19 protein-coding genes are annotated in these 22,378 nt (G+C 48.9%); 14 read left to right on the top strand and 5 right to left on the bottom strand.

What is annotated here, in order from left to right:
• The first annotated feature begins 142 nt into the window (after window positions 1-142).
• From DWX84_RS18760 to DWX84_RS18715, 10 genes are all read left to right on the top strand, one after another.
• Window positions 143-577 (top strand): hypothetical protein, encoded by a 435-nt coding sequence (locus DWX84_RS18760; protein ID WP_005865304.1) that lies wholly within the window; start codon window positions 143-145, stop codon window positions 575-577.
• Between the two features lie 201 nt (window positions 578-778).
• Entirely contained in the window at window positions 779-1,630 is an 852-nt protein-coding gene (locus DWX84_RS18755; protein ID WP_005855566.1) for a DUF3298 and DUF4163 domain-containing protein, read from the top strand.
• A gap of 13 nt (window positions 1,631-1,643) precedes the next feature.
• On the top strand, window positions 1,644-2,336 hold the full coding sequence (gene rsmG, locus DWX84_RS18750; protein ID WP_008778511.1) for a 16S rRNA (guanine(527)-N(7))-methyltransferase RsmG: 693 nt from the start codon (window positions 1,644-1,646) through the stop codon (window positions 2,334-2,336).
• A complete protein-coding gene (locus DWX84_RS18745; RefSeq protein ID WP_005865301.1) occupies window positions 2,333-2,971 on the top strand; it encodes an MBL fold metallo-hydrolase in 639 nt (212 codons plus the stop codon). The genes rsmG and DWX84_RS18745 overlap by 4 nt, the downstream gene beginning before the upstream one ends.
• A gap of 12 nt (window positions 2,972-2,983) precedes the next feature.
• On the top strand, window positions 2,984-5,836 hold the full coding sequence (gene gcvP, locus DWX84_RS18740; RefSeq protein WP_122377592.1) for an aminomethyl-transferring glycine dehydrogenase: 2,853 nt from the start codon (window positions 2,984-2,986) through the stop codon (window positions 5,834-5,836).
• Window positions 5,833-6,942, top strand: a complete 1,110-nt coding sequence (locus DWX84_RS18735) for a hypothetical protein (RefSeq protein WP_122377595.1) — start codon at window positions 5,833-5,835, stop codon at window positions 6,940-6,942. Before gcvP ends, DWX84_RS18735 begins: the two co-directional genes overlap by 4 nt.
• Window positions 6,943-7,053: 111 nt before the next feature.
• A complete protein-coding gene (locus tag DWX84_RS18730; RefSeq protein ID WP_008771675.1) occupies window positions 7,054-8,439 on the top strand; it encodes an MFS transporter in 1,386 nt (461 codons plus the stop codon).
• Window positions 8,440-8,594: 155 nt separating this feature from the next.
• Window positions 8,595-9,500 carry an electron transfer flavoprotein subunit beta/FixA family protein gene (locus DWX84_RS18725; RefSeq protein ID WP_057329207.1) on the top strand — a complete coding sequence of 302 codons (906 nt, stop codon included), beginning with the start codon at window positions 8,595-8,597 and terminating at the stop codon, window positions 9,498-9,500.
• A gap of 4 nt (window positions 9,501-9,504) precedes the next feature.
• A complete protein-coding gene (locus DWX84_RS18720; protein ID WP_005865289.1) occupies window positions 9,505-10,524 on the top strand; it encodes an electron transfer flavoprotein subunit alpha/FixB family protein in 1,020 nt (339 codons plus the stop codon).
• A 2-nt stretch (window positions 10,525-10,526) separates the two neighbouring features.
• Complete coding sequence (locus tag DWX84_RS18715; protein ID WP_122377591.1) at window positions 10,527-12,236, top strand: acyl-CoA dehydrogenase family protein; 1,710 nt, start codon at window positions 10,527-10,529, stop codon at window positions 12,234-12,236.
• Window positions 12,237-12,372: 136 nt separating this feature from the next.
• Here the strand turns inward: DWX84_RS18715 and DWX84_RS18710 are convergent, their stop codons facing one another.
• Genes DWX84_RS18710 through DWX84_RS18700 form a run of 3 tightly spaced genes read right to left on the bottom strand, consistent with a single transcriptional unit; the run spans window position 12,373 to window position 15,058 of the window.
• Window positions 12,373-13,680, bottom strand: coding sequence for an MATE family efflux transporter (locus DWX84_RS18710; protein WP_057327313.1), 1,308 nt, complete (start codon window positions 13,678-13,680; stop codon window positions 12,373-12,375).
• Window positions 13,681-13,694: 14 nt separating this feature from the next.
• Window positions 13,695-14,537: a PAS domain-containing sensor histidine kinase gene (locus DWX84_RS18705; RefSeq protein WP_008771670.1), complete on the bottom strand. Its 843-nt coding sequence runs from the start codon at window positions 14,535-14,537 to the stop codon at window positions 13,695-13,697.
• Window positions 14,534-15,058 (bottom strand): response regulator, encoded by a 525-nt coding sequence (locus DWX84_RS18700; RefSeq protein ID WP_122377594.1) that lies wholly within the window; start codon window positions 15,056-15,058, stop codon window positions 14,534-14,536. Before DWX84_RS18700 ends, DWX84_RS18705 begins: the two co-directional genes overlap by 4 nt.
• 176 nt (window positions 15,059-15,234) lie before the next feature.
• Between DWX84_RS18700 and DWX84_RS18695 the strand changes: the two genes are divergently transcribed.
• The gene (locus DWX84_RS18695; RefSeq protein WP_057327312.1) at window positions 15,235-17,577 is read left to right on the top strand and encodes an FtsX-like permease family protein; all 2,343 of its coding nucleotides are present in this window, start codon (window positions 15,235-15,237) and stop codon (window positions 17,575-17,577) included.
• Between the two features lie 49 nt (window positions 17,578-17,626).
• The gene (locus DWX84_RS18690; protein ID WP_005865277.1) at window positions 17,627-18,307 is read left to right on the top strand and encodes an ABC transporter ATP-binding protein; all 681 of its coding nucleotides are present in this window, start codon (window positions 17,627-17,629) and stop codon (window positions 18,305-18,307) included.
• 97 nt (window positions 18,308-18,404) lie between these two features.
• Here DWX84_RS18690 and tpx read toward each other — a convergent pair whose 3' ends face one another.
• Window positions 18,405-18,905: a thiol peroxidase gene (gene tpx, locus DWX84_RS18685; protein WP_005865275.1), complete on the bottom strand. Its 501-nt coding sequence runs from the start codon at window positions 18,903-18,905 to the stop codon at window positions 18,405-18,407.
• A gap of 164 nt (window positions 18,906-19,069) precedes the next feature.
• On the opposite strand from tpx, the gene DWX84_RS18680 reads away from it, so the two are divergent.
• The gene (locus tag DWX84_RS18680; protein WP_121962381.1) at window positions 19,070-20,341 is read left to right on the top strand and encodes a DNA recombination protein RmuC; all 1,272 of its coding nucleotides are present in this window, start codon (window positions 19,070-19,072) and stop codon (window positions 20,339-20,341) included.
• Window positions 20,338-21,921: a YfcC family protein gene (locus DWX84_RS18675; RefSeq protein WP_122377590.1), complete on the top strand. Its 1,584-nt coding sequence runs from the start codon at window positions 20,338-20,340 to the stop codon at window positions 21,919-21,921. Before DWX84_RS18680 ends, DWX84_RS18675 begins: the two co-directional genes overlap by 4 nt.
• On the opposite strand, the gene trxA is transcribed toward DWX84_RS18675, so the two are convergent.
• Window positions 21,918-22,217, bottom strand: a complete 300-nt coding sequence (gene trxA, locus DWX84_RS18670) for a thioredoxin (protein ID WP_005865269.1) — start codon at window positions 22,215-22,217, stop codon at window positions 21,918-21,920. The two genes, DWX84_RS18675 and trxA, sit on opposite strands and share 4 nt — an antisense overlap.
• Between the last annotated feature and the right edge of the window lie 161 nt (window positions 22,218-22,378).

The following is a 22,378-nucleotide window of genomic DNA, read 5'->3' as shown; positions in this document are numbered from 1 at the left end:
AGACTTGTGCCAATAGGCTATAGTTAAATTTTATCATCATTACCCATAATTTCCTTCAAACTATAATGGTATGATAAAAACTAATTGTACATTTAGGGCAATCCTATTTTAGTTGTTAACTAATTAAAACTGATTCAGAAACATGAGAACTTCTTTATTTATATTTTTCATGGTCATTTTTATTGGTTGTAGTGAAAATGACATTATCGATGAAGGGGAAAAACCAGAAGATCCTCAAGCCGAAATAGAGGTTTATTATGACCAAGAAAGTACAAGCTCAAGAAAACCTGATGCAGGCGCAAAAGTGTATTTGTATTATGACATTAATATAACGACAGAGTTTGGTGGCCTTGCATCTTATGAAGGAAATGGAATATTAAAGTATAAAAGGTATAATACAGTCATTAAGCCAGATTCTGTTTTATATACAGATTATTTAGGAAAGACTGTTTTTGATCTAAAGCCTATGGATGAGATGTCTATAGTGGCAGAAAGCTCTTATTTTCCAAATATGATAACCTATACAGTTTGCTTTCATCTAGATGAAAGCATGAAAATAACATTTGTATTCTCATAAGGCTAGGTACGCCCCTAGGTGATATAAAATGGGAACTATCCTTCTCACGCAAGAGAACACCCGGAAAGTATCGGACAAATAGACAACTCAACCCGAAAACCACCGAGGAAAGATTGTCCTCTTATTAAACTTCATCGTGCAATTTGATTATACAATTTAATAACGTACATTCGCGTACAAATAAATTAAATCTGTAGTCCGATGAGAACGCATTTACGCGAAAGCATGCTGGCGCTTCTTTTGATAGGTATCTTAGCCACGGGTTGCGATACCGGAACGAAGAAGGCTTCCGAAAACAGTATCACGTTTGATTCTATCAGCGTGGAAAAGACTTACCATTTGTTAGATAATCCGGATAATCCCAATTGCAATCTAGAGATCAAGTTCGTTTATCCCCGGAAATATTCGGATAAAGAGGTTCTTAAGAATCTACAGAGACAGTTCGTCTCCTCTTATTTCGGCGAGAATTATGAGCAATTATCCCCCGAGGAGGCGGTACGGAAATATACCGACGACTATCTGGCCGCTTATAAGGATCTGGAAGAGGATTACAAGGCTGAGGTGGCGAAATCCGACGAGACACCGGTGGGCTCTTGGTTCTCTTACTATGAGATGTCGTCGGATGATATCGCCTTCAACCAAGACGATATCATCAGCTATACGGTAAGCTTCGAGAACTATACGGGCGGAGCGCATGGCGCACATTCCTACAATAACCATGTAGTGAACCTCAAGACCGGTAAGCCGATCACCGAGGAGGAGATATTCGTGGACAACTATCAAGACAATCTGGCGCGAATATTGGTAGATCAGATCGCCAAGCAAAACAACGTATCCGACGCCAAGGAACTGGAAAATATCGGTTTCTTTAGCGTGGACGAGATCTTCCCGAACGGTAACTTCCTCGTAGACGAGACGGGTATCACCTATTCTTTCAACGAATATGAGATAGCGGCATACGTGGTAGGCGTCACGAACGTCCATCTCCCTTACAAGGAAATCCGCTATTTGCTGCGGGATGACAGCCCGATAAGTCAGTTAATTGAAAATTGAGAATTGAAAATTAATGATAGATAAACCTATAAACAGATGTCCTATGGAACAAAATACAGAGAAATTTTCAATTCTCAATTCTCAATTTTCAATTCTCACATCTTATTTCCCCGATCTCACCGACCGGCAAAAAGAGCAGTACGCCGCCCTATATGACCTATATACGGATTGGAACGCCAAGATCAACGTGATCTCACGGAAGGATATCGAGAACCTATATCCGCATCACGTGCTTCACTCGCTGGGTATCACCGATATGCTGCGTTTCAAGCCGGGTTCCTCGGTGATGGATCTGGGTACGGGAGGCGGTTTTCCCGGCATCCCCTTGGCGATCTTATTCCCGGAGACCCATTTCCATCTGGTAGACAGCATCGGGAAAAAAATCAAGGTGGGACAAGCCGTGGCCGAGGCGATCGGGCTGGAGAACGTATCCTTCCGCCATTGCCGGGGCGAGGAGGAAAAGCAGCTTTTCGATTTCGTGGTAAGCCGTGCCGTGATGCCTCTGGCGGATCTGGTAAAGATCGTCCGCAAGAATATAAAGAAAGAACAGATCAACGCATTGCCCAACGGATTGATTTGCCTGAAAGGTGGAGAGCTGGCGCACGAGATATTGCCTTTCCGGAACCAAGCGATAAGCATGGATCTGAAAGACCATTTTAAAGAAGAGTTTTTTGAAACTAAAAAAGTAGTGTACGTACCCTTATGATTACGATAAAATCTTTCGAAGTAAACTATTTCTCCGAGAATACGTATTTGCTATACGATGATACCAAGGAGGCGGTCCTTATCGATTGCGGCTGCCTGCGCAAAGAGGAACAAAAAGAAGTAAGCGACTTTATCGCCCAAAACGGGCTGACGCTGAAACGTTACCTTTGTACGCACCTCCATCTGGATCACATATTCGGTAACGAATTCATCCATGACACCTACGGATTGAGCCCGGAAGCCCATAAAGCGGACGTGGAGGGCCTTCCCTCTCCCGAGGAGCAAGCCAAGGCATTCGGCCTGCCGATGAAGGCGAAAAGCATCCCGGTAGGGAAATATCTGGTAAACGGGGAAATCATAAAGTTCGGGAAATCCGAGCTGGCGGTATTGAGCGTTCCCGGTCATTCGCCCGGAGGCGTGGCTTTCTATAACAAGAAGAACGGTTTCGTGATCGTAGGAGACTCCTTGTTCGCCGGAAGCATCGGCCGTACTGATCTATGGGGAGGCAACCAAGATGTACTGCTTGCCGCTATCAAGGACAAATTACTGTCGTTGCCGGACGAGACCGTGGTATACCCCGGCCATGGCCCCGAGACACGAATCATTGATGAGAAATTAAATAATCCTTATTTATAAAATACTAGAATTATGGACACAAATAAGTTTGTAAACCGCCACGTGGGCATCTCAGCGGAAGATATTCCCGCTATGTTGGAGACGATTGGCGTGAAGTCTTTGGACGAGTTGATCGATCAGACCATTCCGGCCAACATCCGTTTGAAAGAGCCGTTGAACCTCCCGGAGGCCATGACGGAACGTGAGTTCGCCGAGCATATCGCCGAGCTGGCCTCCAAGAACGAGGTATTCACCTCTTATATCGGTATGGGTTGGTACGACACGGTTTGCCCGGCCCCGATCCAACGTAACGTATTCGAGAACCCAGTTTGGTACACCTCCTATACTCCGTATCAGGCGGAAGTATCCCAAGGACGCTTGGAGGCGTTGCTGAACTTCCAGACCGTTATCTGCGAACTGACCGGATTGCCCTTGGCGAACTGCTCGCTACTCGACGAGGCGACCGCGGCAGCCGAGGCGGTTACCATGTTCCATGGTTCACGCAGCCGTGCGCAGGTGAAAGCGGAAGCGAATACGGTATTCGTCGACGAGAACGTGTTCGCCTCTACGCTGGCCGTCATCCACACCCGCATGATCCCGCAGGGCATCCAGGTGGTAGTGGGCGATTATAAGAAATTCGAGTTCACGCCGGACGTGTTCGCCGCCATCGTACAGTTCCCGAACGCGGATGGTTCGATCGAGGACTATAAGGAATTCGTGGCCCGTGCGGGCGCCGCCGGAGCCAAGGTAGGCGTAGCCGCCGACTTGATGAGCTTGGTATTGCTGACTCCTCCGGGAGAATGGGGAGCGGATGTCGTATTCGGTAGCAGCCAGCGCTTCGGTATCCCGATGTTCTACGGGGGTCCTTCCGCCGCTTTCTTCGCTACGAAGGACGATTATAAACGTACGATCCCGGGACGTATCATCGGTATCTCCAAGGACGCTTACGGCCATCCGGCTTATCGCTTGGCCTTGCAGACCCGCGAGCAACATATCAAACGTGAGAAGGCTACGTCCAATATCTGTACGGCTCAGGCGTTGTTGGCTACCATGGCCGGCTTCTACGCCGTATATCATGGAGCGGAGGGGTTGCGTAACATCGCCGGACGGATTCATTCCACGGCCGGATTCTTGGCCAAGGAGTTGGAGAAACTGGGATATACGCAATTAAACAAGGATTATTTCGATACCTTGAAGATACAGCTTCCTTCACACGTGTCGGTGAACGCGCTGCGTGAGATCGCCTTGGAGTGCAAGGTGAACTTGCGTTACTTCGAGGCCGGACAAGTGGGCGTCAGCATAGACGAGACGACATTGCCTACGGACATAGGCGTATTACTATACATCTTCGCCGGCGCCGCAGGTAAAGACTATATGCTGGACGAGTCTATCCCCGCCCAGACTTATTTCGACGCTAAATTCGCCCGTACCTCCGATTTCTTGCAGCAAGACGTATTCAAGAAATATCATACGGAGACCGAGTTGATGCGTTACATCACCCGTTTGGGACGAAAGGATGTTTCCTTGGCTCAATCCATGATCTCACTGGGGTCTTGCACGATGAAGCTAAACCCGGCTTCTACGATGTTGCCGCTTAGCCGTGCGGAATTCATGAATATCCACCCGTACGCTCCGGAGGAGCAAGTGGAAGGCTATACGGAGCTGATCGAGAACCTGTCTTCTTACTTATGCACGATCACAGGCTTCAAGGGCTGTACGTTGCAACCGAACTCCGGCGCCGCCGGCGAGTACACGGGTCTTCGTGTGATCCGTGCTTATCAGGAAAGCATCGGCCAAGGCCATCGTGATATCGTTTTGCTTCCGGCTTCCGCCCACGGAACCAACCCGGCCAGCGCTATCCAATGCGGATATAAGACCGTAACCGTTAAATGCGACGAGAATGGTAATATCGATCTGGAAGATTTCCGCGCGAAAGCCGAGGAGAACAAGGAGCGTCTGGCTGCCAGCATGATTACCTATCCGTCTACGCATGGTATCTTCGAGGTGGACATCAAGGAGATGTGCGACATCGTTCACGCTTGCGGAGGACAGCTTTATATGGATGGCGCCAACATGAACGCGCAGGTAGGATTGACAAATCCGGGTACGATCGGCGCCGATGTATGTCACTTGAACCTGCATAAGACCTTCTCTTCTCCTCACGGAGGTGGTGGTCCCGGCGTAGGCCCGATCTGCGTGGCCGAGCATCTGGTTCCGTTCTTGCCGCAGCATCCGGTGCTTTGGGGCAGCGACTTGAATACGGTATCCGCGGCTCCTTATGGTAGCGCCGGTATCCTGCCGATCACGTACGCTTACATCCGCTTGCTGGGTACGGAAGGTCTTGAGACAGTGACGAAGACGGCCATCTTGAACGCCAATTACTTGGCCGCTAAGTTTAAGGATACGTACGGCATCGTTTATACCGGAGCGACAGGCCGTGTAGGTCATGAGTTGATCTTGGAATGCCGCACGGTAAAAGAGCGTTCGGGCATCGACGAGGGCGATATCGCCAAGCGTTTGATGGACTTCGGCTACCACGCTCCTACCCTATCTTTCCCGGTACACGGCACCTTGATGGTAGAGCCGACCGAGAGCGAGAGCAAGGCCGAGCTGGATCGTTTCGTAGAGGTAATGGAATGTATCTGGAGCGAGATCAAGGAGGTGGAGGAAGGCAAGGCATCCAAGGAGGACAACGTCTTGAAGAACGCCCCGCATCCGGAATACGAGGTGACCGCCGACGAGTGGAAACACGCGTATCCCCGCACGAAGGCCGCCTTCCCGCTGGAATGGTTGCACGACAGCAAGTTTTGGATTAACGTAGCCCGTGTAGATAACGCTTATGGCGATCGTAACTTAATACCGACTTTATGCGCTTGCGAGATATGAAGAAGCTCTTTATCGCTTTGGCGGCCGTCGCTCTGACGGCTTGCGTCAAGGCTCCCGAGAAAACAGTCAAGGTCTACGCATGGCAAGGCGAAGGTGGGAATACCACCGAGCAAACCTTACAGGCGGACTTTAGTAAATGGCATGCTCACGGAGTAGACGGGATGTGCTACAACGCCGGCCACGACACGGAGAAAATTCAGCGTGCCGCCAAAGCGGCCCATGCCAATGGCATGGAATATCACGCATGGATTCCCGCCATGTTGCAACATGGATTGGACTCCACCCTCTACGCCGTGAACCGGAAAGGCGAGTCGGCCTATTCCGTACAGGCGTATGTGCCTTATTACAAATGCCTGTGCCCGAACCAAGAAGGTACGGCGGAGTTCTTGCTGAATCTGTATGGCAAGGTAGCCGATATCCCGGAGGTGGATTATATCCATCTGGATTATATCCGTTACGTGGATGTCATCTTAGCCCGCGGACTTTGGGAAAAATACGGTTTGGTGATGGACGAGGAATATCCTACGGCGGACTATTGTTATTGCGACAAATGCGTAGCCGATTTCAAGGCCGCTACCGGTATCGACATCAAATCCGTAGAGGATCCTTCCAAATGCGAGGAATGGGCGCAGTTCCGTTGCGACCTCATCACGAAATTGGTAAACCGCATCGCCGACGAGGTTCACGGCAAAGGCAAGAAAGTGAGCGCCGCCGTATTCCCGGGGCCGGACTCTCACGCCAAGTGGATGGTTCGTCAAGAATGGAATAAATGGAATATCGACGCTTTCTTCCCGATGAATTATAACGATTTCTATCTGGAGGACGCTTCTTGGCTGGCTCCGATCGTGAAAGAGGAAGTAGCCTCCGTGCAAGGCAAGAAGCCGGTTTATAGCGGTTTGTTCATCTGCGAGGATTGGCAGAACAAGGCGAATATCAAGGACCCGGAAGGCCACGGACTGATCCCGTCCGAGATCGAGGAGGCCGTAAGAGGCTCCATGGAAAACGGAGCGGCTGGCGTGGCGTTGTTTACGCCGGGCAACATGACGGATGAGCATTGGAAAGCTTTCGATAAGGCGATCCACCAACCGTATACCGTAAAGCCCTAATTCGTAATTACTATACGATAAAACAAAGACGAGGAGGCGCAGCTCTTCATTTTCTCACCTGCGCCTCCTCTTTTACTTATCCATCTAATCTATCTTACTAATAAAAATATCATGACAACTAAGAAACAAGAGAAAATCAAGTTCAGTAAAGCATTCTGGGTAGCGAACACCGTCGAGTTGTTCGAGCGAGCCGCTTATTACGGCGTATTTATCGTCATCACCCTTTATCTTAGCCGCATCTTAGGCTTTAACGACATTCAGGCTGCCAGCATCGCCGGTATCTTTTCCGCTTGTCTGTATCTGCTGCCCACGTTCGCCGGAGCGTTGGCCGATAAGATCGGTTTCCGCAACTCCATGTTACTGGCTTTTACTTTGTTAACTTGTGGTTATCTAGGACTAGCTGTTTACCCTACTTGGCTTCAATCCGCCGGACTTGTTGAATACAGCACGACGACTACCTTTACGGGATTGCTGGAGAGCAATCTTCAGTACGGCATTATCCCTATCATGGCCTTGATCGTATGCGGCGGGGCTTTTATCAAGAGCGTTATCTCCGGTACGGTCGCTAAAGAGACTACGCCGGAAACCCGGGCAAAGGGCTTCTCTATCTTCTACGCAATGGTAAATATCGGGGCTTTCTCCGGAAAGACCATCGTGAAGCCGCTTCGCGAGGCGTTGGGTAACGAGGGGTTGATCACCCTGAATTATTTCTCGGCCAGCATGACGTTCCTTGCCTTGCTAGCCATCTGGTTCTTCTACAAAAGCGCCCAGCACTCGGGCGAGGGCAAGACGTTCGGGCAAATTTGGAACGCCCTGATCAAGGTTTGTAGTAACGGACGGTTATTGATCTTGATCCTCATCATTACAGGCTTTTGGATGGTTCAGCACCAGCTGTATGCCACGATGCCTAAATACGTGCTTCGTTTGGCCGGCGAGGGGGCCTCTCCTTCTTGGTACGCCAACGTAAATCCATTAGTCGTAGTTCTGACAGTCAATCTGGTCACGCGGATGATGCGGAAACGGACAGCGCTTACCTCCATGACGGTAGGGATGTTTATCATGCCGGTATCCGCCCTCTGCATGGCATCCGGCAATATGCTGGATACTAATTCCTTGATCTTAGGGATGCATCCCGTAGCCTTCATGATGGTGGTGGGTATCGTCTTCCAAGGGCTGGCGGAGACGTTCATCTCTCCTCGCTTTCTCGAGTATTTCTCCTTGCAAGCACCCAAAGGAGAAGAAGGTCTCTATCTTGGATTCAGCCATTTGCACTCTTTCTTATCCTCTATCTTCGGATTCGGATTATCTGGATTCCTTTTAAGTAAATACTGTCCGGAACCCACGCTGTTCGCCTCTCACGAGGAATGGCTCGCGGCAAGCGCAAACGCTCATTACATCTGGTATTACTTCGGTGCGATAGCCTTGGTCTCCGCTATAGCGTTGATCGTGTACGGACAAGTCGTAAAGAGATCGAGAACCAATCATCGCTACGAGTAATCAACAGGCAATACATGCTCAAACAGATACGAAGTGTGCAATTTCCCGACTAAAGTTCTTTGTTATAAAGAATGTTTGATTACTTTTGCACCTCGAGATTAACAAGAATGTAGAAGTATTATATCAACATAAAAATCTAATATTCCTAATATAATATGAGTTTAAGAATTATTGTTTTAGCGAAACAGGTCCCGGATACACGAAACGTGGGAAAGGACGCCATGAAAGCGGACGGTACGATCAATCGCGCCGCCTTGCCTGCGATCTTTAACCCGGAAGACCTGAACGCGTTGGAACAAGCGTTACGCTTGAAAGACGCTTACCCCGGGACAACAGTTACGCTGCTGACGATGGGCCCGGGACGTGCCGCCGAAATCATCCGCGAGGGTTTGTATCGTGGTGCTGACGGCGGTTTTTTGTTGACCGACCGTGCGTTTGCCGGAGCCGACACGCTAGCCACATCCTATGCGCTTGCCACGGCTATCAAGAAAATCAACGATTATGATATTATCATCGGTGGTCGCCAAGCGATCGACGGCGATACGGCACAGGTAGGTCCGCAAGTCGCCGAGAAATTGGGACTGACCCAGATCACGTATGCCGAGGAAATCCTGAACGTAGATAAAGAGGCCGGACGTATCACCGTAAAACGTCATATCGACGGGGGTGTCGAGACCGTGGAAGGTCCGCTTCCGATCGTAATCACCGTGAATGGTTCCGCCGCTCCCTGCCGTCCTCGTAATGCGAAGTTGGTACAGAAGTACAAATACGCCATGGGTAAACAGGAACGGAACACGCAACCCGCCTGTCACCAAGATGGAGAACCGACCGTTCGCTACCCGGAATTGTACGAGACCCGCCCGTATCTAGATATCCAGGAATGGAGCGTAGCCGACGTGAATGGAGACTTGGTTCAATGCGGCCTTAGCGGTTCGCCGACAAAGGTAAAAGCGATCCAGAACATCGTCTTCCAGGCCAAGGAAAGCAAGACGATCTACGGTTCCGACCAAGATGTAGAGGATTTGATTGTCGAACTATTAGCTAACCACACCATCGGATAAGATTATGAACAACGTATTTGTATATTGTGAGACAGAAGGCACGAGCGTTGCCGATGTAAGTCTTGAGCTTCTGACCAAAGGTCGTAAGCTAGCCAATCAATTAGGCTGCCAACTGGAAGCGATTGTTGCCGGCTCCGGCCTTGAGGGTGTAGAGAAACAAGTATTGCCTTTTGGCGTCGACAAGGTTCATGTGTTCGACGCTCCGGGTTTATTCCCGTATACATCACTTCCTCATTCTTCCATCTTGATTAATTTGTTCAAGGAGGAGAAACCGCAGATCTGCTTAATGGGCGCTACGGTGATCGGTCGCGACTTGGGTCCTCGTGTATCCTCGGCCTTGACAAGCGGCTTGACGGCCGATTGTACCTCTTTGGAGATCGGCCCGCACGAGGATAAAAAAGCGGGTATTACCTATGAGAACTTATTATATCAGATCCGTCCGGCGTTCGGTGGTAACATCGTAGCCACGATCATCAACCCGGAACACCGCCCGCAAATGGCGACCGTTCGTGAGGGCGTGATGAAAAAAGAAGTCCTTGACGAGAACTATAAAGGTGAAGTGATCCGCCACGACGTAGCGAAGTATGTCCCCGAGACAGACTATGTGGTGAAGGTGATCGACCGTCATGTAGAGAAAGCGAAGCACAACCTGAAAGGCGCTCCGATCGTAGTGGCCGGAGGTTATGGCGTAGGCTCCAAGGAGAACTTTAATTTATTGTTCGATTTGGCGAAAGAGCTTCACGCCGAGGTAGGCGCCAGCCGTGCGGCTGTCGATGCCGGTTTCTGCGACCACGACCGTCAGATCGGTCAGACCGGTGTCACGGTGCGTCCGAAATTGTATATCGCTTGCGGTATCTCCGGGCAGATCCAGCACATCGCCGGCATGCAAGACGCCGGTATCATCATTTCGATCAATAATGATGAGAACGCCCCGATCAATACGATCGCCGATTACGTAATCAATGGTACGGTAGAAGAGGTGATTCCTAAGATGATTAAGTATTACAAAAAGAACAGTAAGTAAAGATGGCTAATTATTATACAGACATACCGGAACTCAAGTATCACTTGAACAATCCGATGATGGAACGTATTTGCGAGCTGAAGGAACGCGAGTACAGAGACAAGGAAGAGTTCGACTACGCGCCGCAAGATTATGCCGACGCGATAGACTCGTACGATAAGGTGCTGGAGATTACCGGAGAGATCACCGGAGAGATCATCGCCCCTAACGCGGAAGGCGTAGATGCCGAAGGTCCTCACTGTGCGAATGGCCGTGTGGAATATGCTTCCGGCACGAAGCAAAACCTCGACGCAATGGTAAAAGCCGGTTTGAACGGTATGACGATGCCTCGCCGTTTCGGTGGCTTGAACTTCCCGATCACGCCGTACACCATGTGCGCGGAGATCGTAGCGGCGGCTGACGCCGGCTTCGGTAATATCTGGTCATTACAGGATTGTATCGAAACCTTATATGAGTTCGGCAACGAGGATCAGCACAGCCGTTTCATCCCACGTATCTGCGCGGGAGAAACCATGTCTATGGACCTGACCGAGCCGGACGCTGGCTCCGACCTGCAATCCGTGATGCTAAAGGCTACCTTCGACGAGAAAGAGAATTGCTGGCGGTTGAACGGCGTAAAACGATTCATCACGAATGGCGACGCGGATCTTCACCTCGTATTGGCCCGTTCCGAGGAAGGTACCAAGGATGGACGTGGTTTGTCCATGTTTATCTACGACAAACAGGAAGGGGGCGTAAACGTACGCCGTATCGAGAATAAATTGGGAATCCACGGCTCTCCTACTTGCGAATTAGTTTACAAGAACGCGAAAGCAGAGCTTTGTGGCGATCGCAAACTGGGCTTGATCAAATACGTGATGGCCTTGATGAACGGCGCGCGCCTAGGTATCGCCGCACAATCGGTAGGCCTCAGCCAAGCCGCTTACAACGAAGGATTAGCCTACGCCAAAGACCGCAAGCAGTTCGGTAAGGCAATCATCGACTTCCCCGCTGTTTACGACATGCTCGCCATCATGAAAGCGAAGCTGGATGCCGGACGTGCGTTGTTATACCAAACCGCTCGTTACGTGGATATTTACAAGGCACTGGACGACATCGCCCGTGAGCGCAAACTGACTCCGGAAGAGCGTAAGGAACAGAAGCAATACGCCAAATTGGCGGATTCTTTCACCCCGTTGGCAAAAGGTATGAATTCCGAATACGCCAACCAGAATGCCTATGATTGCATCCAAATACACGGAGGTTCCGGTTTTATGATGGAGTATGCTTGCCAACGTATCTACCGCGATGCCCGTATCACCTCCATCTATGAAGGTACGACGCAATTGCAGACCGTAGCGGCCATACGTTACGTGACAAACGGGTCTTACCTGGCTACCATCCGTGAATTCGAGGCGATCCCTTGCTCCGCCGAGATGGAACCGCTGAAGGCTCGTTTAGTAGAGATGGCCAATAAGTTCGAGGCTAGCATGGCGAAAGTAAAAGAGTCTCAAGATCAGGAATTACTCGATTTCGTGGCTCGCCGCTTGATGGAGATGGCCGCTGATATCATCATGGCTCATCTATTGATCCAAGACGCGACGAAAGCACCGGAGCTGTTCGCTAAGTCCGCGGTTGTTTACACCAATTACGTAGAGGCTGAGATAGAGAAACATCAGAGTTATATCGGACGATTCAACCCAGAAGAATTGATCTCATACAGACAACGATAAACAACTATCATTCTACATAACAAAGAAGGCGAGACTTGATTATCAACCAGATAGAAGTCTCGCTTTCTTTGTTTATTACAATGGGCATTATAAGCTCCTTATACTGGGCATTATAAGCCGCTTACGATGGGCATTGTCAGTTGCTTATAATGGGCATTGTAATTTTCCTATATCGCCAAAGTATCCATTGCATACCACCTCGCAAGGAGAGATATCCAAGGAAAGCCATCCATAACGCATGATTTCCCATCGATCGATAAAACAGGTAATAAATAATAAAGAAAGTAGCCGAGGCCACAAGCATCGAGTAAAGCATCTGGCGTGTAGCCGTGGCCCCGATAAAGATACCGTCCCAAAGGAAAGCGGAGAATCCACATAAAGGGATCGCCAATACCCAATAGAAATAATCCCCGGAAGCCTCAATGACCGAGGTATCGTTCGTCAACAGTCCCAGAAAATCCCTCCCCAAAAACGCATAAAGAATCGTGAATGATAAAGAGAGGCCGATTCCCCATAGAAACAATAAACGAATGCATCTACGTAACCCCACATCGTTTTTAGCCCCAATAAACCGGCCGGCTAATGCCTCTCCCGCATAAGCGAAACCATCCATTATATAAGAGAACAAGGTAAACAACTGCATCAACAAGGTATTTACGGCCAATATCACATCCCCTTGTCTCGCACCTGTAGAAGTAAAGAAGGTAGTAACAGCGACCAAACACAAGGTCCGGAAAAATATATCACTATTGACCGAGAAGAAGCGACGCATCTCCTCCCCACCCCAAAGACCATTCCAATCGATATACGCTTTCAGACGCCCATAATATTTCAACCAAAGAGCAAACGCCATGAAGAGGCCCGCATATTGGGCGATCAGTGTTCCCAACGCTACGCCTTCCACCTTCATACCCAGCACAAACACGAAACATAGGCTGGCCGCAATATTCACGATATTTTGCGTGATAGCGATAAACATCGGAAAACGAGAATTCTGCATACCGATGAACCAACCGGCAAAGCCATATAAACCCAATATGGCCGGCGCTCCCCAGATACAGATATTAAAATAGAGAGAGGCCCATCGCTTCACCTCCTCCGTTGCGTCGATCAAAACAAACGCACCCCTCAGGATCGGGGATTGAAGGATCCAAAGCCCGAGGGAGATCAAAAGCCCTACCCCGACAGCCCGCAGCAAGGTCCGGACTACCTCCGTCAAGTCCCGTTTCCCATAGACTTGGGCGGTCATCCCACTTGTCCCCATCCGGAGAAAGCCGAATATCCAATAGATCATGTTAAACAGCATCCCGCCCACGGCGATCGCCCCAATGTACGACGCCGATCCCAGATGCCCTACGATCGCCACATCCACCAGGCCCAACAAAGGCACGGTTATATTGGAGACGATAGAAGGTATGGCCAGCTGAAGTATTTTCCGATTCATATCCTATCCTAAATTTATCCTACGCAAGAAATTATAAACGTCACTTGATAACCCGGCACAGAGCGCTGCGCCAAACAAAGATCCCCGCCTTGCCGCACCATCATCTGCCGGGAAAGCGACAAGCCGATACCGGAACCCGTCCTTTTAGTCGTGAAGAAAGGAATAAAAATCTCCCGTTCGATAGCCACCGGAATAGGCGCACCATTGTTGCTGACCCACAACCCCTTCTTCCAACGCACATCCACGGTCGTAGCCCCTGCCTCGCAAGCATTCCGGATCAGGTTAATCAGCACTTGCCGCAACATATTCTGATCCGTACACATCGTAGCAGACAAAGGGATGGAAAGATGCCACTCTAAATCGGGATAAAGAGCCCGGATCCCTTCCATAAAATCATTCAAATAGACCTCTCCGATAACAGGTTCTTGCAGTTCCGCCAGTTTCCGGTAGCTGTCCACGAACAGGGCAAGTCCCCGGCTGGTATCGTGAATGGCACGGATCCCCTCCTCGTAAACCGTCCCGGCAATCGCGGGATGCTCCAGATAGGCCTGGCTGATACTGGCGATAGGCGTAGTGGCATTCATAATCTCATGCGTAAGCACACGGGTCAGCCGTTGCCACGATTCCACCTCATTGCGGGCAAGCAACTGCCCGATGTCCCTGCCCGTCTCGTTAAGGGCCTCTTGCAACGCCCGCTCCCCGAAGAACAGGCCTTTCACAGGAAGACGAAACGTAAATTCTTGGTTACGAATCGCCTCACGCATCAGATGCGCCCGGTCTCTCAACAATACCTGATGGCGGTAGAACCATCCGATAAAGAGAACGACAACGACTCCCAAAGTGCCTATCAACATCATCGCTTTTTTATTTTAGCATACAACGTCTGCCGGGTAATTCCCAACAATTCGGCGGCCCGGCTGATATTGCCGTGGCAACACTCCACCACCTTGCTCACATGTTCCGCCTCGACCTGTTCCAATGGAACCACTTTACGCCCGGCATCAATCGCATCTTTTAAGACACGGATCAGCTCTTGATTATCCCACGGCTTGGCAACAAAGTCTGCCGCCCCCATCTTCAAACCACGCACCGCCAACTTGATATCAGCATATGCCGTCACCAGTACCACCGGGATAGCCGGATGCTTCTTGTGGATCGCCCGAAGCCAAAGCAAGCCGTCTTGTCCGGAGTTTCCCCCTTGCGTGAAGTTCATGTCGAGCAAAATCCCGTCCACCACCTCTTGTGCCAATACCGTAAGAAGCGTGTCGGGAGAAGCGAGTGTCAATACCCTGTCAAACTCACCGGCCAAGCAGATCTTGACCGCCGTAAGAATCGCCGGATTGTCATCTACCACCACTATTGTCCCGTAATTTGCCATATCCGATTCGTTTGTTTTTCCTTTATCTCTTTTATCGGGGATAAAGGTACGGAAAAAGGCTGTATGAATATCATACAAGTGGGTGTATGATTTTCATACAAACTACCGCGACCGGGCATCCAAGCCCTTGCCAGATGCCAACCGCTCTATACCTTTGTATCAAAAACAAGCAAAATATGAAATCGTACTTTACCTTTCTCGGCCGCAACAAACTCTACACAGCCATCCAGTTCTTCGGATTAGCTATCGCACTGGGAGTTGTCATCCTTCTGACCTCGTATGCCGACACCGAATTTAATATCGGTAACAATCAATCGTACTCTCACCAATTATATGCTGTCGGCTATGGAGATGGGATCGGTATGACAACCGGGACTGCCCCGGAATTGTTCCCTTCCATTCCGGAAATAAAAGAGTGGACACGCCTGATCCATATTGAAGCGGCCGACTTCATGGTAGACAACCAATATTATCAAGTAAACGGCATCGCGGCAGATCCTAATTTTTTCCAGATGCTCAACTATACGCTCATCGGATGCGACCGCAACAAAGCACTGATCGGAACAGACGAGGTCATCCTCTCCGAGCCATTCGCCCACAAAGTATTCGGGAATGAAAATCCGATCGGCCGTACCGTGATGTACTTGAACCAGACACCGCTACGGGTCATTGGGGTTCTCCCGGCTTTCAGCTCGACAGAGCTGTTGAAACCGATAGACATCTTGATTCCTTTCAAACTGGCAGAAAAGGATTATGCATGGATGGACAGTTATGGTTCAACGCAAATACTCATTACGTTGGAAGAAGGGGTAACTCCCGATGTTGTTACCCGTAAACTACTCGATAAGTATAAAGGCTATTGGGAATACTGGAAAGAAGACAACAGCACGAACAGGCTTTTTTGGGGTTCTTCGGTGACACGCATGGACGAGATTTATTTCTCTCCCCTGAACCAATACGGCCCTTTCCGTAAAGGGACACGGAAACAGGTACAAATCTTGTTCTCGTTAGCATTCGTGTTGCTCCTCTCGGCTATCTTCAATTACATCAACCTAACTGTATCGCAAACCAGCAAACGAGCCCATGAAATGGCAACCCGCCGGTTGATGGGTGACTCGGCAGGGCAAATCGTATTACGCTACCTCGCAGAGTCCGCTATCTTCACAACCGGTTGTTTCATCGGCGGTTGCTTAGTTGCCGTCATCACAAAGCCCTATTTCGAGTACTTGCTCTCCACCCGGATCGCTTTGGTCTCTTCACCGGCGATGGTAGCCTATTCGCTGTTACTATGGGTAGGAATCGCCGGCATATCGGGATTGTTACCAGCCATCATCACCTACAAATACAGTCCGATAGATATCGTAAAAGGAAATTTCCGCATGCACAACAAGCAACTGTTCAGCCGCTTGTTCATCATCGTGCAGAATGTCATCAGCACGGTACTCATCACCTTGGGACTCACCATGGCCTTCCAAATATACCACCTTGCCACCCTGCCGACCGGTTATAATACAGACCTGGTATTCGTCAAGACATGGGACTTGGGACACACCTACGACAAGCAAGTCATCCTCCAGAAACGTTTACAGGCATTGCCCCAAGTGACAGAAGTAGCATTGGCACGAAAACTGCCTTTCTTCACTGGTCACGATGGTGTACTGCAATCGGAAGAAGAAGGATACTCGTGGCTCCACCTTTCGGATATGGACAGCGCCGCATTCCGGCTGTTGGGCTTCGAAGTGGTAGAACGTTGGTCTGACCCACTGCCCGGCATGGTTTGGGTAACGGAAGAGACTTGCCGTCGTTACCAGCTTTCATCCGGCAGACCCCATTTTGGAAAAAACAGCGACAAGGGCGGCTATCGATACAACGTCTGTGGTGTCATCCGCAACTATCGTTCGCTGGGCGCGTTGAACACACCCCAACCCGATTCGCATGGAGCCGTTATGGTGTTGAACCCACAAGGCTACATCATCCGTCAAATCGTCAAGACACAAGGCGATCGGGCGGAAGCCTTAGCCGCCATCCGCCGCACTTGCAGGGAAGTGTCCAATGAAGTGATCGGGATACCGAAAGACTTGGAAGCCGATTATATCGACGATTATATGGACAAGGATTTAACCCATGAGAAGAACACGCTGATGCTTGTCCTTTGCTTCATGACCATCTCCATTCTCATCTCTGCCTTGGGACTGCTGGCCATGTCGATAAGCTACACCGAACAGCAAAGCAAACGGATCGCCTTGTGCAAGGTGATGGGAGCCGAAACAAGTGGCGCGGTATGGGAACTTTCCAAACGATTCATGGCACTCTCGTTGCTTGCCGCCTGTTTCGCCCTGCCCATCAGCGTGAAAGCGGTTCAAATCAGTTTAGAGTCGTTCTATAACCGCATCGCCTTCCCGTGGTATCTCATAACCGCGGCAGTTTTGGCAACCATAGCCATCGCTTTCGTGTCAATCATCGGGCAAACCTTGAAAGTCGCCCGCCGTAACCCCATCAAAAGTATCCGGACCGAATAAAAGCAACATTCTATAATAGGTATACATTCTCACAAAAACAAGACAAGTCATGATTCAAATAAAGAACCTCAGCAAAAACTTCCGGACGGAAGAAGTAGAAACCATCGCGCTCAATGGCATAAGCATGGAAGTGAAAAAGGGCGAGTTCATCGCCATCATGGGACCCAGCGGATGCGGCAAATCAACCCTGCTGCATATTCTCGGCCTGCTAGATAACCCGGACGAGGGCAGCTATCTATTAGAAGGCGAAGAGGTGGGACACCTAAAGGAGAAAGACCGTACACGCTATCGTAAGGGACGCATTGGTTTCGTGTTCCAAAGCTTCAATCTCATTGACGAGCTTACAGTCGAGGAAAACGTAGACCTCCAATTGAAATACCTCGGCATCCCCAAGGCTGAGCGCAAACAACAAGTACTCGACATCCTGCGCAAAGTACGCCTCAGCCAACGTGCCAAACATTATCCGCAGCAACTCTCCGGCGGCCAGCAGCAACGTGTCGCCATCGCTCGCGCCGTCGTAGGTAAACCGATGCTGATATTGGCGGACGAACCGACTGGAAACCTCGACTCTAAAAACAGTCTTGAAATTATGAAATTACTCAGTCAACTGAATGCCGAAGGGACTACGATCGTCATGGTGACACACTCGCAACATGACGCGACCTACGCCGACCGTATCATCAATCTCTTCGATGGGCAAATCGTCGACGAGCTGGAAGGAAAACTTTAGCCTCTTCACACAAAAACGAAGGCCGCGGGATTCACATCCGACGGCCTCCTACACTAACCCTTAACTTTAACCAATGAAAAACAATAATCTACTATATTTATTTCAACGCCGCCAAAGCCGCGTCGTAATTCGGCTCGGTAGTAATCTCGGGAACAAGTTCCTCATAAACCACCTTACCAGCTCCATCGACTACTATCACGCCACGGGCTAATAACCCTTTCAGCGGACCGTCTACCAGAAGCATCCCGTACTTATCCTCAAAACATGAACACCGGAACACTGACAATGTAATCACTTTATCAATACCTTCCGTAGTACAGAAACGTCCATGCGCAAAAGGTAAATCTTTAGAAACAGCTAATACTACCGTATCCGGATGCGAAGCGGCTTCTTTATTGAAGCGTCTTACCGAGGCCGCACATACACTTGTATCCAAGCTCGGGAAAACATTTATCACCACTTTCTTTCCTTTCAAGTCGCTTAACGACAATTCGGATAAATCACTTTTTACACCCTTGAAGTCCGGAGCCTCTGTCCCAACTTTCGGCAACTCGCCGTTCGTATGAATTTCGTTACCTTTTAATGTTACTTTTGCCATCTTTGTATGTAAATTTAATAGTCTTACTTAAGTTGGCTGCACAAATATAAGCAGCTTTCTGTCGATAAAACAAACGAAAATAAACAATGTTCTTTTATTTAACTCTATTTAACTGCTGTTGCAAAATACAGATTATCTATCTTTGACGTCAAAATCAAAAACAGATGGATTGGATTATTATCGGCGGACTTCTTATAATCATCGTGATGCAAATCCTTTTGCGTCCTAAACAGCTAAATAATAACAAAGAAGACCTAGAAAAGTTGCTAAACGAGATACAACGCTCGTTCGACCGTATCGAGAAAAACTTTAGGGAAGACTTCCGCCTGAACCGGGAAGAAAGCCGTTTGGTAGCGAAAGATAACCGAGAAGAACTGGCTCATTCCATGAACGAGTTCAGGGAAGCTTTCGAACGTGGTATCGATTCTTTTAACAGGTTGCAGAAAGAGAAATTCGCCGCCTTGGACGAACGCCAGCAGAGATTAGTGGATAACACGGAAAAAAGACTGGAAGAAATCCGAGTCACCGTAGACGAGAAACTTCAAAAGACATTGAACGACCGTATCGGGCAATCTTTCCGTTTAGTCACCGAACAATTAGAAAGTGTACAAAAAGGACTGGGCGAGATGCAAACCTTAGCGCAGGATGTAGGCGGGTTAAAACGGGTACTTAGTAATGTTAAGACCCGGGGAAATATCGGGGAGATCCAACTCAGTATGTTATTGGAGCAGTTATTGGCACCAGAGCAATACGAGGCGAATGTACATACCCGGAAAGGTTCGGATGCTGTCGTTGAATTCGCTGTCAAGCTCCCCGGGCGGGATGATGCCCGAGAATTCGTATACCTTCCCATAGACGCTAAATTCCCGAAAGATGTATACGAACAGCTCCTAGACGCTTACGATGCCGCAGATTCCCAAGCGATCGAGGCGGCCGGAAAATTATTGGAGACAACGATCAAGAAGATGGCTAAAGATATTTCGGACAAATATCTGGCGCCTCCCGCCACGACCGATTTCGGCATTATGTTCCTGCCGTTCGAGGGCATTTACGCCGAGGTCGTACGCCGTTCCGCTTTATTGGAGGACTTGCAACGAAACTACAAGGTAGTCGTAACAGGTCCCACTACCCTAGCGGCCATATTAAACAGTTTACAAATGGGCTTCCGTACATTGGCGATCCAAAAGCACTCAGGGGAGGTATGGACGATCTTAGGAGCCGTGAAAAAAGAATTCGAGAAAGTAGGCGGTATGCTCGAGAAAGCCCAAAAGAACTTGCAAACCGCCAGCGGGCAAATAGAAGAGGTCTTAGGTACCCGTACCCGTGCCATCCAACGTAAACTCAAGGATGTAGATACGCTTAGTGACCGTGAGGCCCGGGCTATCCTTCCCGAGATCGGAATATTAACTGAAGAAGACGAAAAAGCAGAATCATGAAAAAGAGACAAATACCCCACACTTACGTAATTATCTTTTACATCATCTTATTTTGCGCCATATTGACATGGATTATTCCCGGTGGGCAATATACGGAAAGTATCAGCCCGGACAGAGAGCGAACCGTTGTATATGAATCCGTGGAAAGCGTACCCCAGACTTGGGAGGTACTCTCCGCCTTTTATAAAGGATTTGTAGACAAGGCGGATATCATTGTCTTTATCCTTATCATCGGCGGGGCATTCTGGATCGTGAACGACAGTAAGGCTTTTGATATCGGAACAGTCAGTTTCCTGCGGAAAGCACGCAAAATGGAGAACAACCCTATTCTTCGTAAAATAGGTGTGGACAATTTCTTATTAACTGCTATCATGCTACTTTTCAGCCTATTCGGAGCCGTATTCGGGATGAGTGAGGAGACCATCGCTTTTTGTCTGGTCTTAGTCCCGATGGCGATATCTATGGGATACGATTCCATAACCGGCGTATGCATGGTTTTTATAGCGGCAGGATTAGGTTTCGCCGGGGCGATTTTAAACCCTTTCACGATCGGTATAGCGCAAGGCTTGGCGGGGATTCCTCTTTTCTCCGGTATCGAGTATCGCATCGTTTGCTGGTGTATTATCAATGCGGTAGGCTTCACATGGATATTGCGTTATGCCGCCAAGGTAAAAAAGAACCCTCAATTGTCTCCAGTCTATGAGGATGATCAATATTGGAGAGATTTGCATAGTACCAATTCCTTGGAAATCGTATACAGAACCCCGAAAGCCGCATGGATCAGTTTCGTCCTATTGACTATCGTACTCGTTATCTTTTCGATCTATTATCCCCAGACATCCTTAAAAATAGGAAATAGCGTAATCAAGGGACTACCCTTAATTCCGATTCTTAGCGTAGCGTTCGTGATCTGCTCGATATTTGCCCTACGGAAAACCGTGCACTTATATATATTGAACCTTTTATTCTTCACGATCTTTTTCTTGATAACAGGCGTAATGGGCTACGGTTGGTATATTATGGAAATAGCGACCTTGTTCTTCGCCTTGGGCATAGCGGCGGGAATTGCCAATGGACGCAATCCGAATGAGCTTGTGAAACTATTTTTAGAGGGCTGCAAGGATATTATGAGCGCCGCCTTAGTCGTTGGCTTGGCTGGAGGTATTATCGTAATCCTGCAAGACGGTAAAGTGATCGATACGATTCTCTTTAACCTAGCGAAAGGGATGGAAGGTTTGGGACAAGTAGCTACGGTCGGGATGATGTACGTTATTCAAACGCTTATCAATTTAGTTATTCCTTCCGGAAGCGCCAAAGCGGCCCTTACCATGCCTATCATGGCCCCATTCTCGGAGTTGATCGGTTTATCCAAGCAGGCCACCGTCATGGCCTTTCAGTTTGGCGATGGCTTCACGAACCTGATAACTCCCACATCAGGTGTCCTGATAGCGGTTCTAGGAGTAAGCCGTATCCCGTATGATAAATGGTTCAAATGGGCATGGAAGTTCATCCTTGTCCTAGTGATCCTTGGATTCCTTTTATTGATCCCGACGGTATTGATCCCGATGAACGGCTTTTAATCAATATAGCTTTGCACCTTCTGTAAAAGGCTTCCGTAGTCCATCACGCCGGAAGAGCGCCATATGATCTCACCTTTCTTGAAGATGATCAAAGTGGGTACAGATTGAATCCTCAACTGTCTGGCAAGTGCCTCGTTCTTATCTACATCAATTTTAAGGACACGCACTTGTCCCGCCAGCTCCTTCCCCAATGCCTCGACCGTCGGACTCAACACCTTACACGGGCCGCACCATGTCGCAAAAAAATCCACCAATACAGGTTTATCCCCTTTAATGATATCGTCAAATGTTTCCATCTTATCTACTTTTTAAATATTTACAATCTGTTTAATCTCAAATACAGGAATCCTGCTTAATAGCCCTTATCCCATCAAAAACAAAATTATGAAATTCTATCTCGAAATCTTCTATATAATAACCGATAGATAACGGCTCACCCGATAAACCTGGGGGATTA

Origin of the sequence: Parabacteroides sp. AF21-43 (assembly GCF_003635435.1) — a bacterium.
GTDB classification, from domain to species: domain Bacteria; phylum Bacteroidota; class Bacteroidia; order Bacteroidales; family Tannerellaceae; genus Parabacteroides; species Parabacteroides distasonis.
This window is presented reverse-complemented; position numbering and strand designations above follow the sequence as displayed.

Bases quoted from the DNA above. Each gene is read 5' to 3' on its own strand.
- DWX84_RS18760 (WP_005865304.1), top strand. From the start codon at position 143: ATGAGAACTTCTTTATTTATATTTTTCATGGTCATTTTTATTGGTTGT.
- DWX84_RS18755 (WP_005855566.1), top strand. From the start codon at position 779: ATGAGAACGCATTTACGCGAAAGCATGCTGGCGCTTCTTTTGATAGGT.
- rsmG (WP_008778511.1), top strand. From the start codon at position 1,644: ATGATAGATAAACCTATAAACAGATGTCCTATGGAACAAAATACAGAG.
- DWX84_RS18745 (WP_005865301.1), top strand. From the start codon at position 2,333: ATGATTACGATAAAATCTTTCGAAGTAAACTATTTCTCCGAGAATACG.
- gcvP (WP_122377592.1), top strand. From the start codon at position 2,984: ATGGACACAAATAAGTTTGTAAACCGCCACGTGGGCATCTCAGCGGAA.
- DWX84_RS18735 (WP_122377595.1), top strand. From the start codon at position 5,833: ATGAAGAAGCTCTTTATCGCTTTGGCGGCCGTCGCTCTGACGGCTTGC.
- DWX84_RS18730 (WP_008771675.1), top strand. From the start codon at position 7,054: ATGACAACTAAGAAACAAGAGAAAATCAAGTTCAGTAAAGCATTCTGG.
- DWX84_RS18725 (WP_057329207.1), top strand. From the start codon at position 8,595: ATGAGTTTAAGAATTATTGTTTTAGCGAAACAGGTCCCGGATACACGA.
- DWX84_RS18720 (WP_005865289.1), top strand. From the start codon at position 9,505: ATGAACAACGTATTTGTATATTGTGAGACAGAAGGCACGAGCGTTGCC.
- DWX84_RS18715 (WP_122377591.1), top strand. From the start codon at position 10,527: ATGGCTAATTATTATACAGACATACCGGAACTCAAGTATCACTTGAAC.
- DWX84_RS18710 (WP_057327313.1), bottom strand. From the start codon at position 13,680: ATGAATCGGAAAATACTTCAGCTGGCCATACCTTCTATCGTCTCCAAT.
- DWX84_RS18705 (WP_008771670.1), bottom strand. From the start codon at position 14,537: ATGATGTTGATAGGCACTTTGGGAGTCGTTGTCGTTCTCTTTATCGGA.
- DWX84_RS18700 (WP_122377594.1), bottom strand. From the start codon at position 15,058: ATGGCAAATTACGGGACAATAGTGGTGGTAGATGACAATCCGGCGATT.
- DWX84_RS18695 (WP_057327312.1), top strand. From the start codon at position 15,235: ATGAAATCGTACTTTACCTTTCTCGGCCGCAACAAACTCTACACAGCC.
- DWX84_RS18690 (WP_005865277.1), top strand. From the start codon at position 17,627: ATGATTCAAATAAAGAACCTCAGCAAAAACTTCCGGACGGAAGAAGTA.
- tpx (WP_005865275.1), bottom strand. From the start codon at position 18,905: ATGGCAAAAGTAACATTAAAAGGTAACGAAATTCATACGAACGGCGAG.
- DWX84_RS18680 (WP_121962381.1), top strand. From the start codon at position 19,070: ATGGATTGGATTATTATCGGCGGACTTCTTATAATCATCGTGATGCAA.
- DWX84_RS18675 (WP_122377590.1), top strand. From the start codon at position 20,338: ATGAAAAAGAGACAAATACCCCACACTTACGTAATTATCTTTTACATC.
- trxA (WP_005865269.1), bottom strand. From the start codon at position 22,217: ATGGAAACATTTGACGATATCATTAAAGGGGATAAACCTGTATTGGTG.